This is a genomic window from Evansella clarkii (genome assembly GCF_002019695.1).
In the GTDB taxonomy this organism is placed as follows: domain Bacteria; phylum Bacillota; class Bacilli; order Bacillales; family Salisediminibacteriaceae; genus Evansella; species Evansella clarkii.
Map to the genome: position 1 here is coordinate 1,662,094 of NZ_KV917376.1, position 15,906 is coordinate 1,677,999.

Consider the following 15,906-nt stretch of genomic DNA (forward strand, 5'->3'; position numbering starts at 1 on the left):
GTAATAAAGATAAATTGTGATTTACAGCTAAATGTCATAAAGAGGCAGTTCTGCTCAGCAGCAACTGCTTCTGGACATTTACCTGAAAGAAATAGTAAGGGGGTGCTGATTTGAAAGCTTATACAATAAAAAGGTTATTATCCCTTTTACCCGTTTTGCTCGTTGTGGCAGTTGTGGTCTTTTTTCTAATTCATTTAGCACCTGGCGACCCGGCAGCTGTTATGCTTGGACCTGATGCTTCCCCTCAGGACGTTGAAAATCTCCGCGAGCAGCTGGGATTAAACCTTCCGCTGTACCAGCAGTTTATTGCCTGGTTTTCAGGTGTATTAGTAGGGGATCTTGGAATGTCTATTTATATGAATCAGCCTGTGCTTGATGTGTTTTTAGACAGAGTAGGCCCAACATTGTCCCTGGCGATTCTAGCCCAAGGTATTTCAATTATTATAGCAATCCCATTTGGAATCATTGCTGCAAGGAAGAGGGGTACTTTAACTGACCAGGGGTTTATGGTTTTTGCAATGCTTGGGGTTTCAGTTCCAAGTTTTCTACTTGGTTTATTGCTAATGCTCTTGTTTGGGGTTTATCTCGGATGGCTTCCTATTGCAGGTTATTCACCATTGAGCGAAGGTGTGTGGAGCCACCTCCAGTATATGATATTGCCGGCAATCTCTCTAGGTGCTATACAGGCTGCTCTTATTGCAAGAATGACCAGATCATCCATGCTGGATATTCTGAGCACTAACTATATTAAGACAGCGCACGCAAAAGGTGTAAAAGAGAGGCTTGTAATTTACAAGCATGCATTAAGAAATGCATTTATTCCAATCCTGACCGTACTCGGACAAACTTTCGGTACGTTAGTTGCGGGGGCGGTTGTCACTGAAACTGTTTTTAATTTGCCAGGTATAGGACAGTTGATAGTCCAGTCTATTGTACGAAGAGATTATGCGGTTATACAGGGAACCATTCTTATCATAGCTGCTTCTTATGTATTAATTAACTTGATAGTTGATTTACTCTATGGAGCTGTTGATCCCCGAGTAAGGTTTAACAAAAAGTAATGAGAGGAGGCTGATTGATGGAAGGCAATGTTACGGTTCAGACTAATGAGTTATTTTTGAAGAAAAAGAAAGAAATGCAAAAGGAGCGTAGAAATCTTTTTATACGCCGTTTTTTATCTAACAAAATGGCAGTAATAGGGAGTATTATACTCACCTTTCTTGGTTTAACAGCAATTCTTGCACCGGTGCTAACTAGTTTTACACCATATGAAATGGTAGCGGCGAACCGTCTCCAGCCGCCAAGCGCTGAACATTGGTTTGGAACTGATAACTTCGGCCGCGATATATTCAGCCGTGTGCTTTACGGATCGCAAGTATCTCTCGCTGTAGGGCTTTCAGTTGCTTTGGCCACTTCTATAATAGGTATGGTGGTAGGATTGCTGGCAGCTTACTACCGTTTACTGGATCATATTTTAATGAGAATCTGTGATGGTTTGATGGCCTTCCCAGCAATCTTGTTAGCAATTGCAATTGTTGCTGTATTAGGGCCCCATCCTGTTAATGTTGTAATTGCCCTGACTGTAGTTAAGAGTCCTGAGGTAGCGCGGGTAGTACGATCTGCTGCACTGGTAATTAAGGAACAAACATATATCGAGGCTCTCAAAGCACAGGGAGCCAGTGCAATGAGAATTATCTTTATGCATATTACGCCGAATACAGTTTCCCCACTTATAATACAGGTGACTTATGTGTTTGCTATCGCGATTATCATTGAAGCTGCTTTAAGTTTCCTTGGTGCTGGAATTCCTGCGCCACATCCGAGTTGGGGAAATATTTTATACGACGGGAAAACAGTTATATTTTCCGCATGGTGGATGACAATATTCCCTGGTATCTGCATTATTCTTGCTGTTTTGGGTCTTAATTTGTTCGGTGATGGACTGCGTGACTTGTTAGACCCCCATACTAACAAGGCGAATAAGTAGGATGAATAACAAATACTTCAATAATACTAACATTTTAAGGGGGAACTGAGTTGGTAAACGAACCTTTGCTTAATGTAAAAGAATTGAAAACTATTTTTTCGACTGAGAAAGGCCCGGTGACAGCAGTTGATGGAGTAACCTTTCACGTCGATTCAGGAGAAACAGTTGGCATAGTAGGTGAATCAGGTTGTGGTAAGAGTGTGACAGCTGAATCGATAATGCGTTTATTAAATGAGCAGACAACGAAGTATGAGGGGGCCATAACCTATAATGGGAAAAATCTTTTGCATCTGAGTAAAGAGCAAATGCGGAAAATCAGAGGGAACGAAATATCAATGATTTTCCAGGATCCTATGACATCTCTTAATCCTGTTTACACAATTGGGAATCAGATTACAGAGACAATTATGATTCATCAGAAGTTGAGTAAAGAAAAAGCTTATGTGAAAGCAATTGAAATGCTCGAGCTTACAGGCATACCCTCACCAGAGAAACGTATATACGAATACCCACACAACTTATCCGGCGGGATGAGGCAAAGAGTTATGATTGCAATGGCTCTTTCCTGTCATCCGAGCCTGTTAATAGCTGATGAACCAACAACAGCACTTGATGTAACAATACAAGCTCAAATTCTCGATGTAATTAGTGATTTGAAAAAAGAACTTAATATGGGTGTAATGATGATCACCCACGATTTGGGCGTTGTTGCAGAGGTTTGTTCCCGGGTAGTGGTGATGTATCTTGGGCAGGTAATTGAAGAAGCGGATGTAGACACTTTGTTCTTTAACCCAAAACACCCATATACAAAGGGGTTACTGAAATCTATTCCTAAGCTTGACGGAGACCGTAACAGCAAATTACATGTTGTCGAAGGGACAGTACCTTCATTAGATAATATTCCGGAAGGCTGCCGTTTTGCGCCCAGGTGTGCTTATGCAGATGAGCTGTGCCTTAACAGAGCCCCTGAACTGGAAACAACAGATGAGGGAAACAAAGTGAGATGCTGGCATTATAAGAGAATTTTTGAGGAGGAAGGCGCTAATGCTACAACCAGTTAAGGAAGATACACCTTTACACGTTGAAGATAGAATGCAGAATAAAACAGAGCCAGCTGAGCCTCTTCTGAAAGTTTCGAACTTAAAGAAACATTTTCCTTTGACTAACGTATTCGGTCGGCCAACAGGTTATGTTAAAGCAGTTAATCACGTAGAGTTTGAACTGCATGAAAAAGAAACATTAGGATTAGTAGGAGAATCAGGCTGTGGAAAAAGTACAACCGGACGTACATTATTAAGACTAACTGAACCAAGTGACGGAGAAGCGATTTATAAAGGGAGAGATATTTTTAAGTTAAATGATAAAGAAATGCTCAAAATGCGCCGGGAATTTCAAATGGTTTTCCAGGATCCTCACTCTTCCTTAAACCCGAAAAAAAGGATTGGCAGTTCTGTAGAAGAACCAATGAATATCCACGGAATCGGAAATAAAAATGACCGGATGGAAAGAGCTTTAGATCTGCTGCAGAAAGTAGGGCTCCGGGAAGACCAGTATTTCCGTTATCCGCATGAGTTTTCAGGGGGACAGCGACAACGTATAGGGATTGCTAGAGCTTTAGCTGTGAACCCGAAAATGATAGTTTGTGATGAACCAGTCTCTGCTCTTGACGTTTCTATACAATCGCAGGTTATAAATCTATTAGAAGAAATTCAGGATAATTTTGACCTGGCTTATTTATTTATCGCTCATGACCTAAGCGTAGTCCGTCACATCGCTGATAATATTGGGGTCATGTATTTAGGTTATGTTGTTGAGCGAGCCCCAACAGACGAACTTTTCTCCCAGCCGTTGCACCCATATACACAAGCTCTATTATCAGCGATTCCAATGCCCAATCCGAGAATAAAGAAGGAAAGGATCGTAATTAAAGGTGATGTCCCTTCCCCTATGAATCTTCCATCCGGATGTGTTTTTCACACAAGATGTCCACATGTAATGCCTAGGTGTAAGGAAGACGTGCCTGCTCTTGAAAAAAAAGCAACAGGACATTTTGTAGCCTGCCACTTATACGATTAAAAAAATGCATTAAAAAGTGACATTGTCTGTTGTTGTAATAAACTAGTTAAACTTGTGAAGGGAATGGTTCTTTTGGAGATTAATAAAGTTGTGCTTCGCCATATGGAAATGACCCTCAAAACCCCGTTTCAAACCAGTTTTGGAACACTTTCTGCAAGACAGTTTTTGATTGTAGAGGTTCATAGTGCCGGTCAAATCGGCTATGGAGAGTGTGTTGTTTCGGGGAGACCTTTATATAATGAGGAAACTGTCAAAACAGCCTGGCATTTATTAGAGGACTTCTTAATACCAATGCTTTATGAAAAAGAATACATTGAACATCCGGATGAAGTGAGCCAGCTGTTTTCCGTGATACGGAGAAATAACATGGCTAAATCTGCTTTAGAGGGTGCTATTTGGGATTTGTATGCGAAACAAAATAATCTCTCTTTAGCGAAAGCACTTGGGGGTACGAAAAGTGAGATACAAGTTGGTGTAAGTATTGGAATTAAAGAGACCTTAGATGATTTGCTTCGGGAAGTGGATGGGTTTGTCAATGAAGGGTATAAACGAATGAAAATAAAAATAAAACCAGGTAAAGATGTTGATATGATTGCCGGTGTCAGACACCATTTTCCTGGTATTAAGATAATGGCTGATGCAAATTCAGCTTACTCATTGAAGGACGTTGATGTGTTTAAAGCACTTGATGAGCTTGATTTAATGATGGTGGAACAGCCTTTAGCATATGATGACATCATTGACCATGCTAAATTACAATCACAGATAATTACACCTGTTTGTCTGGATGAGAGCATACACTCATTAGAAGATGCCCGAAAAGCGGTGGAACTTGGAAGCTGTAAGATTATTAACATAAAAATAGGGCGTGTTGGTGGCTTAACAGAGTCGGTTAAGATTCATGATTACTGCCAGTCAAAAGGTATTCCTCTCTGGTGTGGAGGAATGAATGAATCTGGTGTGGGAAGAGCCCATAATATCGCTGTGACAACATTGCCTAACTTTGTCCTTCCCGGCGATACTGCGGGTTCCTCAAGGTATTGGAATGAAGACGTTATACTGCCGGAGGTAACAGCTCTTAACGGTGTTATTCAAGTTTCAGACATTCCAGGTATTGGCTATGAGGTTGTTCCTGCTTTACTTGATAAATACACTTTGGAGAAAAAAGAAATCCCGGGACTGGTTGAAAAAGTGTAAGAGAAGAGGGATGCGTAAAAAATGAGACAAATAATAGAAGGAATGAAAGAGCAAGTAGAAAGTGTGTTTGATTACTTGCACGCAAATCCAGAAATCAGCTGGGAGGAATATGATACTACAAAATATATCTCCGGCCTAATGGAAAAATATGGATGTAAAGTAACTACCTTTGAAGATTGTACAGGCGTGGTCGGTGAAATTGGCAAAGGAACTCCTGTTGTAGCTATCCGTGTTGATATGGATGCTCTCTGGCAAGAGGTGAATGGGCATTTCCAGCCAAACCATTCATGCGGGCATGATGCCCATATGACAATCGGTATAGGTGTACTGGCGGTTATAAATGAAATGAAAGAAAAAATTACAGGGACATTGAGGTTTATTTTTCAGCCTGCTGAAGAAAAAGGTAATGGTGCTCTAAAGATGATCGAAAAGAAAATTCTTGATGATGTGGAGTTTCTTTATGGACTTCATCTCCGGCCAATACAGGAAGTTCGATTCGGGAGATCTTCTCCAGCAATCCTTCACGGTGCTGCACAGGCTGTGAAAGGAAGGATGGAAGGGGCCGATACACATGCTGCAAAACCACATCTAGGTGCAAATGCAATTGAAGCAGCAGCTGTTCTGGTTAGTGAGCTAAAGGGAATTCATCTGGACCCTATGGTTCCATATTCTGCAAAAATGACAATGTTTCAATCTGGTGGAAGCAGCACTAATATCATCCCCGGTTCGGCCCGTTTTTCAATTGACTTAAGGGCTCAGACCAATGAGGCTATGAGTGAACTTAGAGAAAAGGTCATTCACCTAATTCATCAAGTATCAGAGATGTACAGTATTGAAATAAAAACCGAGTTTTCGGCTGGGGTAGTTGCTGCTGAAGTAAATGAAACAGCTAAGAACTTTATGGAATTATCAATAGGGGAGACGCTTGGGGAAGAGAATGTTGAACCACCGTTAGTCACTTCCGGTGGAGAAGATTTTCACTATTATACTGTTAAAAGGCCTCATCTTAAAGCCACTATGCTCGGTCTTGGCTGCGACTTAAAACCAGGGCTGCACCATCCCCATATGACTTTTAATAAGGATGCATTGTTACATGGGGTTGAAATTCTTGCTAGAACAGTAGTTAAAACTTTTGAAGAGCAGAGCGTGGTTGTTAACCATCCAGTTGCTGACGCAAAACCTTGAGTATTATAGATTTAATAAAAAGAATGGAACATTTTCATAATTAAGAACCTTAAAGGAGCGAGCAAATGAGAATTGACCGAATCGACTTACAGAAGTTAAAGATGCCATTGAAGTCTCCGTTTGAAACAAGTTTTGGAAGGGAGACACATAAAGAATTTCTGCTCGTGAGCGTGTACAGCGGTGATGAAGTGGGATATGCCGAATGTGTTGCTATGAAAAAGCCGGTTTATAATGAAGAAACTATTGACACTGCTCTGTCTGTGTTAAAAAATAATTTAATCCCTGCAGTATTTCAGCAGGAGGACCTTCGTCCTGAGGCGGTTACTGATCTGTTTAAGTGGGTGCGGCGGAATAATATGGCTAAATCTGCCCTGGAAAGCGCGATTTGGGATTTATATTGCAAAAAAGAAAATATTAGTCTGGCTTCTGCTTTGGGCGGGGTGAAAAAAGAGGTTGAAGTTGGGGTCAGCCTTGGGATTGAGCCAACTGTGGAGGCCCTGCTTGAAAAGGTGGAGGACAGTTTAAAGGCAGGCTATAAGAAAATTAAAGTGAAAATTAAACCTGGCAAAGATGTGGACAGAATTCAGGCAATCAGAGAACGTTTTGGCTATGAGGTCCCCTTGATGGCGGATGCAAACTCAGCCTACACTCTTGATCAGATAGATACTTTAAAGGAACTTGATAAGTATAAGCTGATTATGATTGAACAGCCGCTGGCCCACGATGACATCATTGATCACGCTATGCTTCAGAGTGAGCTGGAAACACCTGTCTGCCTGGATGAAAGTATCCACACTTTGGATGATGCCAGAAAAGCTATTGAACTGGGAAGCTGCAAGATTATTAACATAAAGATCGGCCGGGTAGGCGGTCTGACGGAAAGTAAGAGAATTCATGACTATTGTGAAGCAAATAATATCCCAGTATGGTGCGGTGGCATGCTTGAATCAGGTGTTGGACGTGCTCATAACCTGGCGATTGCTTCTTTGAGTAATTTCGTCATTCCGGGGGATACATCGCCGTCAAGCAGATACTGGGAACAGGATATTGTAACGAAAGAGGTAGTAATGTCCAGCCCTGGTATGGTGGAAGTACCTAAAGGACCGGGCATCGGCTATGAAATTGACGAAAAGGCGGTAAATAAGTATTTAATTAATAAAGAATCGCTTCATAATATGTACATCGAGAAGAATGCGAGTTATTTGATTACTGATTGAGTTTCTATCAATTCGGTTATATAAATCCGCTATAAAAAGAAGCATCCGCCGTCTAATGCTGGGCCAATTAATGCAGCCTATGTCATAAGTGCGAATGCTTTTCTTTTTTATGAAGCTTTAATTAAATTATTCTTTTTGCTCTTAATCCACAAAGGTCTAGAAGAACAAGGGATGTTAAACGACATGTAGGTGAAACAGATCCGGTCTCTCCATTGAATTTTGAGTCAAAATCGAATTGATATAATTCAATTTTGACTTATGTCGAAATTTTGCAAGACTTAAAACCTTATTATATCAAGGGTTAGGTATTGGCATGAATCTTGCAAATATAAGGAGTGAAATAATTAATCTCAGAGAGGATGATTCTCAGATGACGGAAAAGTTCGCGAACATAAATACAAACCTGCCTGGAGAAAAATCAGCGGAGCTGCTTGAGAGAAGAAATAATATCGTACCTAAAGGCGTCAGCTACGGGGCACCTGTTTTTGCTGACACTGCAGAAGGCGCACTTGTACGTGATGTGGACGGCAATACATTCATCGATTTTGTCGGCGCCATCGGAACGATTAATGTGGGGCACAGCCACCCAAAGGTAAAGGAAGCCCTTCATGCTCAGGTGGATAAATATATCCATACCGGCTTCAACGTAGTGATGTATGAGCCGTATATAGAACTGGCTGAAAAGCTGGCGGCACTTACTCCTGGAACACATGACAAAAAAGTGATGTTTTTAAACAGCGGAGCGGAAGCGGTGGAAAATGCGGTGAAAATCGCAAGGAAATATACGAGGCGCCAGGGTGTCATCTCTTTTACGAGAGGTTTCCATGGGCGTACGTTGATGACAATGAGTATGACAAGCAAAGTGAAGCCATACAAATTTGAGTTTGGCCCGTTTGCTCCGGAAGTGTATAAGGCGCCGTATCCATATCCGTACCGCCGACCGGAAAACATGACGGAAGAAGATTATGAGACGATGGTCATCCAGCAGTTCCGTGATGTGTTTATTAACGATGTGGCACCTGAAACAGTTGCTGCTGTAGTTATGGAGCCGATCCAGGGCGAAGGTGGTTTCATCGTCCCTTCGAAGCGCTTTGTTCAGGCCGTTTATGAGGAGTGCCAGAAGCACGGTATCATGTTTATTTCAGATGAAATTCAGGCCGGCTTCAGCCGTACGGGCCGTTATTTTGGAATCGAGCACTTTGACGTCGTGCCGGATCTTATTACAGTTTCCAAATCAATGGGCGCAGGGGTGCCAATCAGTGGTGTTATCGGGAGAAGTGAGGTGATGGATCAGTCCTCTCCAGGTGAACTTGGGGGAACTTATGCAGGAAGCCCTCTTGGGTGCGCAGCTGCGCTTGCAGTGCTTGATATTATAGAAGAAGAGAAGTTAAATGAGCGTGGCGCAAAACTTGGAGAAAAAGTCTTGGACTTTCTCGGGCAGCTTCAGGAAAAATATGATGTCATCGGTGAAGCGAGAGGCCTTGGAGCCATGTGCGCCATGGAAATTGTCAAAGACAAGAAGACAAAGGAACCGGCAAAAGAGCTTACTGGGAAAATTATCAGCGAAGCGAATAAGCGGGGGCTGCTGCTTATGGGAGCAGGGGCGTACGGTAATGTGCTTCGTATATTAATGCCGCTTGTTATTACTGACGAACAGCTTGAAGAAGGACTGAATATCATCGATGAAGCAGTTAACGCAGCGCTGGCTGATTCTACTGTAAAAATGTAATGGTGTTTATGGAAGAAAGCAGTCTTAATTCTTCTTCGCAAGCCTTAAATTCTTGATCATAAGAGAACGATTTTATTTTCGCGGGGAGGGGTTTGAGATGCATAAATCATTAGGCACAGTTACTGAGGAACTTCTCGACATATTCGAATCTTCGTTTGATGAAATCATTCTCACGGATGCGGAAGGCATCATGCTGCTCGTGAATTCCGCCTGTGAAAATAACTACGGCCTGTCGTCCGACGAACTGACGGGGCGGCACGTAAAGGAATTAGAAGAGATGGGCATTTTTTACCCTTCCGCTACGCTGAAAGTTATCGAAAAGAGAACGCCGATGGAGCTGTTCCAGGTTACGAAATCAGGCCGGTACCTCCATGTCCGCACCCGTCCCGTGTTCAATGCTGATGGCAGGCTGAAGAGCGTAATCAGCTATTCCAGGGATTTAACGGAGCTCATGCATTTGCGGAATAAAATTGAGGAGATGGAGGACCAGCTTGTAACGTATAAAAAAGAGGCGAGCGAGCCCCTCGAAGTGGAAGGCCTTATTTCTAAGAGTGGAAAAATGGACCAGCTTCTTTCTGTTGTAAGGAAGGTTGCTAAAGTTGAAACGACTGTGCTGCTCTCCGGGGAGACTGGGGTAGGTAAGAGCAAGGTAGTCAGGGCCATCCATCAGCTCAGCCCGAGAAAAGACGAAGTTCTTAATGAAATTAACTGTGCGGCTCTGCCGGACCAGCTTATTGAATCAGAGCTGTTCGGCTATGAAGGCGGTGCTTTTACAGGAGCTTTCCGGGAAGGAAAAAAAGGGCTGATTGAGCTTTCCAACAACGGAACCCTCTTCCTGGACGAAATTGGAGAGATGTCGCTGCAGGCTCAGAGCAAGCTCCTGCACGTACTTCAGGAAAAACAAATTCGTCCTGTAGGAGGGAAGCATCCGATTTCACTCTCGCTGAGAATCATTGCAGCTACAAATAAAGATTTAGCTGAGATGGTCGAACAAGGAACATTTCGGCGGGATCTGTACTACCGGCTGAACGTCGTGCCCCTTCATATCCCTCCGTTAAGGGAGAGGAAGGAAGATATCCTTCCCCTTGTGGAGCATTTTCTGCAGCATTTTAACGAAATGCACGGAAGGCAGGTTCGGTTTTCGCCAAAGGTGGTCCAGGTGTTTATTGATTACGAATGGAAAGGGAACGTCCGGGAACTGGAAAACATGGTGGAGCGTCTCGTTGTAACGAATGAAGGAACAGTCGGTGTGAGAGATCTGCCTGTTAGTTTTACAGAGCAAAAACCATCCGGAGAAGGCCGGTCTCTTCCTGAAACACTGGAGGAAGTAGAAAGGACAATGATCCAGGAGGCATACAAGGAATACAAATCTACTTACAAAGTAGCCGAGGCACTGGGAATCAGCCAGTCCTCCGCTGCGAGGAGAGTTAAAAAGTATGTGACGGATCTGTAGATTAGGGCAGGCTTGTTCATGAGTATCTTCCTGGGTCAGGTTAGCTGGACTCCAGTTTTTAACAAAGTATCAGGCATATAGCCTGCCTAGTTACAGCTTTCGAAATTTTTTACAGAACTGAAAAGGGGGCTTACATAAATGAAGTACTGGAAGAACTATATTAACGGCGAGTGGATTGACACTCAGGAAAAATTTGAAGTATTAAATCCGGCAACAAATGAAGCTTTCGCATCTGTTGCTTCCGTGGGTGCCGATGAGGCCGGACAGGCGGTGGATGCTGCTCACGAAGCATTTAAGACGTGGTCCAAAAAGACAGCAGCTGAACGCAGCGCTTATTTAATGAAGTGGTTTCAGTTAATTGATGACGCAAAAGAAGAAATTGGCGAGCTCATGACGAAGGAGCAAGGAAAGCCCCTGAAAGAAGCAATCGGTGAAGTGAACTACGCGAACAGCTTTATTTCCTGGTACGCTGAAGAAGGAAAGCGCGTTTACGGTCAGACGATTCCGGCGTCTGACCCTCGTAAGCGCATCCTTGTCCAGAAACAGCCTGTTGGAGTGATTGCTGCAATTACTCCATGGAACTTCCCGGCTGCGATGATTACAAGAAAAGTTGGACCGGCACTAGCAGCAGGATGTACAGCTGTCATCAAACCAGCGGAGCTGACTCCCCTCACGGCGATCAGACTTATAGAGCTGGCTGAGGAAGCAGGTATTCCAAAGGGAGTTCTTAATCTCGTAACCGGTGACGCGAAAGCGATCGGTGATGCGTGGATGAAAGACGGCCGAGTGAGAAAACTTTCGTTCACTGGATCAACCGAGGTTGGAAAACTGCTCATGCGAAATGCAGCAGATACAGTGAAAAAGCTTTCTCTGGAGTTGGGCGGACATGCACCATTTATTGTAACCGCGAACGCAGATGTTGAAAAAGCAGTACAGGGATTAATCGGCTCAAAATACCGTAATGCAGGCCAAACCTGCGTATGTGCCAACCGTGTTTTTGTCCATGAATCCGTAGTGGACAGCTTTGTTGATGCCTTTACAAAGGCAGTTGCTGAGTTGAAAGTTGGTAACGGTCTTGAAGAAGGGGTGGAGATCGGCCCGTTAATTGACGATCGTGCTGTCGCCAAAGTTGCGAACCAGCTTAAGGATGCTAAAGAAAAAGGCGCCCAGATTGTCCTTGGGGGACGTGAGCTTGAGGGGCAGGAAGGTTTCTTCATTGAGCCGACTGTTATAACAGGGGTAACAGATGATATGCTTTGCATGAACGAGGAAACGTTCGGACCACTTGCACCAATCGCTACTTTTAAGGACACGGATGAAGTTATTGAGCGTGCAAACAACAGTCCGTACGGCCTTGCAGCGTATGTATTCAGCAAAGACATCAGTGAAGCAATCGAAATTTCCGAAGGACTTGAATACGGTATCGTCGGCCTGAATGACGGCCTTCCGTCTGTAGCACAGGCTCCGTTCGGCGGATTCAAAGAAAGCGGCCTTGGCCGTGAAGGCGGACACTTCGGCATTGAAGAATATCTGGAAACTAAATATATTTCGGTAGGGTTTTAAGTGAGTGTATGGGAGAACCAGCCTTTTGGGGCTGGTTCTTTTGTTAATCTGGGGTTTGGCAGGTTTGAAGGTGGCACCCTGGTTCCAGGAACCAAGGTGCCAGGAAGAATGAGGAAGTATACGTGAGAATAAGGAAGAATGAGGGAGCGGCTCAACGTGGCACCGATGAACCTGGTACAAGCGAACCCGGTCCCGAGGTGCCAGGATGAACGAGTGAGCAAACGTGAGAATAAGTGAGAATGAGGAAGCCGCTCAACGTGGCACCAGTGAACCGGGTACAAGTGAACCCGGTCCCGAAGTGCCAGGATGAACGAGTGAGCAAACGTGAGAATAAGGAAGAATGAGGGAGCGGCTCAACGTGGCACCGATGAACCTGGTACAAGCGACCCCGGTCCCCAGGTGCCAGGATGAACGAGTGAGCAAACGTGAGAATAAGGAAGAATGAGGGAGCGGCTCAACGTGGCACCAGTGAACCGGGTACAAGTGAACCCGGTCCCGAAGTGCCAGGTTGCGAGAGGAAGTATACGCGAGAATAAGTGAGAATGAGGAAGCTACTCAGTGGCACCGATGAACCTGGTACAAGCGACCCCGGTCCCCAGGTGTCAGGATGAACGAGTGAGTATATGCGAGAATAAGTGAGAATGAGGAAGCTACTCAACGTGGCACCGATGAACCGGGTACAGGCGAACCCGGTCCCGAGGTGCCAGGATGAACGAGTGAGTATATACGAGAATAAGCGAGTTTGAAGTACAAACCCACCGTCTCCCCAGCCTGCATAAAGAAAAACAGACCCTGCCGACGACACGGGCCTGCTAAGTTAACCAAAAAACCTCAGTTATTAAAAATCATAGTGAATCCAAAACCTCAGTTAACCAAAATATTAATTAACCAAAGCCCTCAATTAACTAAAACCCTAGTTTAACTACCTTTCACCCTGCTCCCTGCTGAAACCTGCTGTTTCACAAGCTCATACAACAAATCCGTACTCAATGCTACATCCTCCCAGCGGGATTCTTCGGCTTCGTTGTGGCTTTTTCCGCCAATGCTTGGGATAAAAATCATCACTGTTTCAGCAAGCTTATTCATGTACATGGCATCATGGCCGGCACCGCTGAACATCCGGTGATAAGGAATGCCCTTATTTTTACAAATATTCTCCAAATCATTAGTCAGCTTCACGGAAAAAGATACAGGGGGCATGTAAGATAAATCTTCAATCTGGCTGTCGAGCTTCATTTCAAGTGCTGTATCAAGCAAGGTTTGTTTCATTTGCTCAATTCTTTCTTCGAGCACTCCTTTATCAGGATGACGGATATCAATGGAAAAGGTAACTTCTCCAGGAATTACATTAACTGCCCCAGGCGAGGCCTTTATTTTTCCAAAAGTAATCAATGTTTCATCATTCATCTTTTTTACCCACTCATAAAGACGGCTCATGGCTGTAACTGCACCAACACCAGCATCCCGGCGGTATTCCATCGGTGAAGGCCCGGCGTGGTCCGTTTCACCGGTGTAGGTAATCTGATGCCAGGACAGTCCCTGGATGCCTTCCACAATGCCTGTGTTAACGCCTTTATCTATCAAAACAGGCCCTTGTTCAATATGCACTTCGAAAAATTTATCCGCTTCCTGAAGCCTGTTTTCCCTGTCGCCAAGATATCCGATCCGTTTTAATTCCTCTTCAATTGAGATACCGTTGTCATCTTCCAGCTTATACATATCCTCTGTTGTGAACTTGCCGGAAAGGACCCCGCTTGAAATCATCGGCTTAGGGAAACGGGCTCCTTCTTCGTTAGTAAAGTTCACCACGATAACAGGCTGATCAGGTTCAATGCCATCCTCTATTAAACTTTCAATGGCTTCCAGGCCGGCTAAAACACCGATTGTGCCGTCATATTTTCCGCCCCTTGGGACGGAATCGAGGTGGGAGCCCATGACAAGTGGGGCAGCATCCGGATTTTTCCCCTTTAATATTCCGTAAATATTGCCTAGATCGTCCACCTTTACTTCCAATCCCAGTTCCTTCAGCCAGGAAACGAATAAATCCCTAGCTTCTTTATCCTCATCGCTTAACGCCAGGCGGCTGACTCCGCCGCCTTCTGTTTTCCCGATCTCGGACAGTCTGTCAAATCTCCTTTTCAGTCTCTCAGAATCTACTGCCATATTACTTAAGTCTCCTCTGTCTGATTTTTCGTGCCGCACCAGCGTAAAATAAAGTCTGCGTATACTTTAGTAACTTCTTTTAAGTTATCAAGATCCACCCATTCGTTCAGTCCATGCATATTACCGCCGACAGGGCCATAACAGGTTGCCGGAATATCGTAGTACAGGTTGTAATACTTAATATCTGTCGTACATGTGATAACTGTCCGCTCCAGAGGCTTCTTTACTACTTTTTCAAAAGACTGATCGAGAGTCTGGAAAAGTGGAGTCGTATCATCGAGAGAAACCCCGTCAGCATGGAAGCCATAGAAAGTGATTTCCGGCTGCACTTCTTTTAACCAGCTGTCTTTTTCCGCAGCTTCCAACAGCCAGTCCTTCACTTCCTTTTTGATGTCGGCCGGATCCTGGCCAGGGTAAAAGCCGACCCGTGCTTCTAAAACACACTCGGAAGGTACGCTGGACGGCCAGTCTCCTGAGTGGAACTTCCCGATGTTAACGTTCAGCGGGTGAGGGTGGTGTTTAAAGTCTTTATGTTTTTCACGGGAATTAATATGCTCTCTGTATGACTTTAAAGCGTCGACAATCACATATGCTTTTTCGATTGGATTAACAGCCTCGCTCGCCCTTTCCGTATGAGCGCCTAACCCTTTCACTTTCACACGCACCCAGATTACTCCAACCTGGGACTGGACAACCTTCTGTCCGAACGGCTCAGGGATCAGGGCTGCATCAGCGGTGTAGCCTCTTTCCAGGGCAGCGAGGGCCCCGTTGCCTGTGCATTCCTCTTCAATAACGCTTTGAAGGAGGACATCCCCATCAAGCTTGATTCCTGCTTCTTTTATAGCTTTATAGGCAAAAATAAACGCGGCTACGCCTGATTTCATATCCTGAATGCCCCGGCCGTACATTTTATTTCCTTCTATCGTGCTGCCCCACGGGTCGTAATCCCATTCTTTTTCCGGCTCGGCGCTGACAACGTCAATATGCCCCTGGAGGATTAAGCTTTTTCCCTTTTTAGGGCCTTCTGCTTCGGCTTTTCCAACAACTACGGGGCGGCCGTCATAAGACCATTCCGGAGGGGAAAAGGCAGGGTGGCTTGAGAGCTCTTTCATATCAGGGACAAAATTATCAACTTCCAGCTCGAGCTCTTCTTTAAAATAGTCTGCTAAATAGTTTTGTAATGCTGTTTCATTTCCTAAAGTACTTTTGAACCGGCCGATTTTCTGAAGGAAGGCCAGTTCCTCCACCCAGGACTTGTCGATCTCTTCAAAAACGAGCTGCTGTTCTTTTTCGATGGACATAAATGATGCTCCTTTCTTTAGTCAGGAAGTCAGGG

Annotated in this window: 12 protein-coding genes; 10 read left to right on the forward strand and 2 right to left on the reverse strand. The window is 44.3% G+C overall.

Annotated elements, in window-relative coordinates; genetic code table 11:
• Nucleotides 1-110: 110 nt before the first annotated feature.
• From BK582_RS07665 to BK582_RS07710, 10 genes are all read left to right on the forward strand, one after another.
• Nucleotides 111-1,061, forward strand: coding sequence for an ABC transporter permease (locus BK582_RS07665; RefSeq protein ID WP_078593950.1), 951 nt, complete (start codon nucleotides 111-113; stop codon nucleotides 1,059-1,061).
• Between the two features lie 17 nt (nucleotides 1,062-1,078).
• Nucleotides 1,079-1,987 (forward strand): ABC transporter permease, encoded by a 909-nt coding sequence (locus tag BK582_RS07670; RefSeq protein ID WP_078593952.1) that lies wholly within the window; start codon nucleotides 1,079-1,081, stop codon nucleotides 1,985-1,987.
• A gap of 50 nt (nucleotides 1,988-2,037) precedes the next feature.
• Complete coding sequence (locus BK582_RS07675) at nucleotides 2,038-3,048, forward strand: ABC transporter ATP-binding protein (RefSeq protein WP_078593954.1); 1,011 nt, start codon at nucleotides 2,038-2,040, stop codon at nucleotides 3,046-3,048.
• Between the two features lie 31 nt (nucleotides 3,049-3,079).
• Nucleotides 3,080-4,063 carry an ABC transporter ATP-binding protein gene (locus BK582_RS07680; RefSeq protein WP_088036793.1) on the forward strand — a complete coding sequence of 328 codons (984 nt, stop codon included), beginning with the start codon at nucleotides 3,080-3,082 and terminating at the stop codon, nucleotides 4,061-4,063.
• 72 nt (nucleotides 4,064-4,135) lie between these two features.
• A complete protein-coding gene (gene menC, locus BK582_RS07685; RefSeq protein ID WP_078593958.1) occupies nucleotides 4,136-5,260 on the forward strand; it encodes an o-succinylbenzoate synthase in 1,125 nt (374 codons plus the stop codon).
• Nucleotides 5,261-5,281: 21 nt separating this feature from the next.
• Entirely contained in the window at nucleotides 5,282-6,445 is a 1,164-nt protein-coding gene (locus BK582_RS07690) for a M20 peptidase aminoacylase family protein (protein ID WP_078593960.1), read from the forward strand.
• Nucleotides 6,446-6,510: 65 nt separating this feature from the next.
• Nucleotides 6,511-7,662, forward strand: a complete 1,152-nt coding sequence (gene menC, locus BK582_RS07695; protein ID WP_078593962.1) for an o-succinylbenzoate synthase — start codon at nucleotides 6,511-6,513, stop codon at nucleotides 7,660-7,662.
• Between the two features lie 370 nt (nucleotides 7,663-8,032).
• Entirely contained in the window at nucleotides 8,033-9,391 is a 1,359-nt protein-coding gene (gene gabT / locus BK582_RS07700; RefSeq protein WP_078597878.1) for a 4-aminobutyrate--2-oxoglutarate transaminase, read from the forward strand.
• A gap of 97 nt (nucleotides 9,392-9,488) precedes the next feature.
• Nucleotides 9,489-10,844 (forward strand): sigma-54 interaction domain-containing protein, encoded by a 1,356-nt coding sequence (locus BK582_RS07705; protein ID WP_078593964.1) that lies wholly within the window; start codon nucleotides 9,489-9,491, stop codon nucleotides 10,842-10,844.
• A gap of 138 nt (nucleotides 10,845-10,982) precedes the next feature.
• Entirely contained in the window at nucleotides 10,983-12,407 is a 1,425-nt protein-coding gene (locus tag BK582_RS07710) for an NAD-dependent succinate-semialdehyde dehydrogenase (RefSeq protein ID WP_078593966.1), read from the forward strand.
• Between the two features lie 918 nt (nucleotides 12,408-13,325).
• On the opposite strand, the gene BK582_RS07715 is transcribed toward BK582_RS07710, so the two are convergent.
• On the reverse strand, nucleotides 13,326-14,570 hold the full coding sequence (locus tag BK582_RS07715; protein ID WP_078593968.1) for a Zn-dependent hydrolase: 1,245 nt from the start codon (nucleotides 14,568-14,570) through the stop codon (nucleotides 13,326-13,328).
• A 5-nt stretch (nucleotides 14,571-14,575) separates the two neighbouring features.
• Nucleotides 14,576-15,871 carry an ArgE/DapE family deacylase gene (locus BK582_RS07720; protein WP_078593970.1) on the reverse strand — a complete coding sequence of 432 codons (1,296 nt, stop codon included), beginning with the start codon at nucleotides 15,869-15,871 and terminating at the stop codon, nucleotides 14,576-14,578.
• Nucleotides 15,872-15,906 lie beyond the last annotated feature (35 nt).

Excerpts from the sequence above, each read along its gene's own strand:
- BK582_RS07670 (WP_078593952.1), top strand. The coding sequence starts at position 1,079 with ATGGAAGGCAATGTTACGGTTCAGACTAATGAGTTATTTTTGAAGAAA.
- BK582_RS07680 (WP_088036793.1), top strand. The coding sequence starts at position 3,080 with ATGCAGAATAAAACAGAGCCAGCTGAGCCTCTTCTGAAAGTTTCGAAC.
- BK582_RS07690 (WP_078593960.1), top strand. The coding sequence starts at position 5,282 with ATGAGACAAATAATAGAAGGAATGAAAGAGCAAGTAGAAAGTGTGTTT.
- menC (WP_078593962.1), top strand. The coding sequence starts at position 6,511 with ATGAGAATTGACCGAATCGACTTACAGAAGTTAAAGATGCCATTGAAG.
- gabT (WP_078597878.1), top strand. The coding sequence starts at position 8,033 with ATGACGGAAAAGTTCGCGAACATAAATACAAACCTGCCTGGAGAAAAA.
- BK582_RS07705 (WP_078593964.1), top strand. The coding sequence starts at position 9,489 with ATGCATAAATCATTAGGCACAGTTACTGAGGAACTTCTCGACATATTC.
- BK582_RS07710 (WP_078593966.1), top strand. The coding sequence starts at position 10,983 with ATGAAGTACTGGAAGAACTATATTAACGGCGAGTGGATTGACACTCAG.
- BK582_RS07715 (WP_078593968.1), bottom strand. The coding sequence starts at position 14,570 with ATGGCAGTAGATTCTGAGAGACTGAAAAGGAGATTTGACAGACTGTCC.
- BK582_RS07720 (WP_078593970.1), bottom strand. The coding sequence starts at position 15,871 with ATGTCCATCGAAAAAGAACAGCAGCTCGTTTTTGAAGAGATCGACAAG.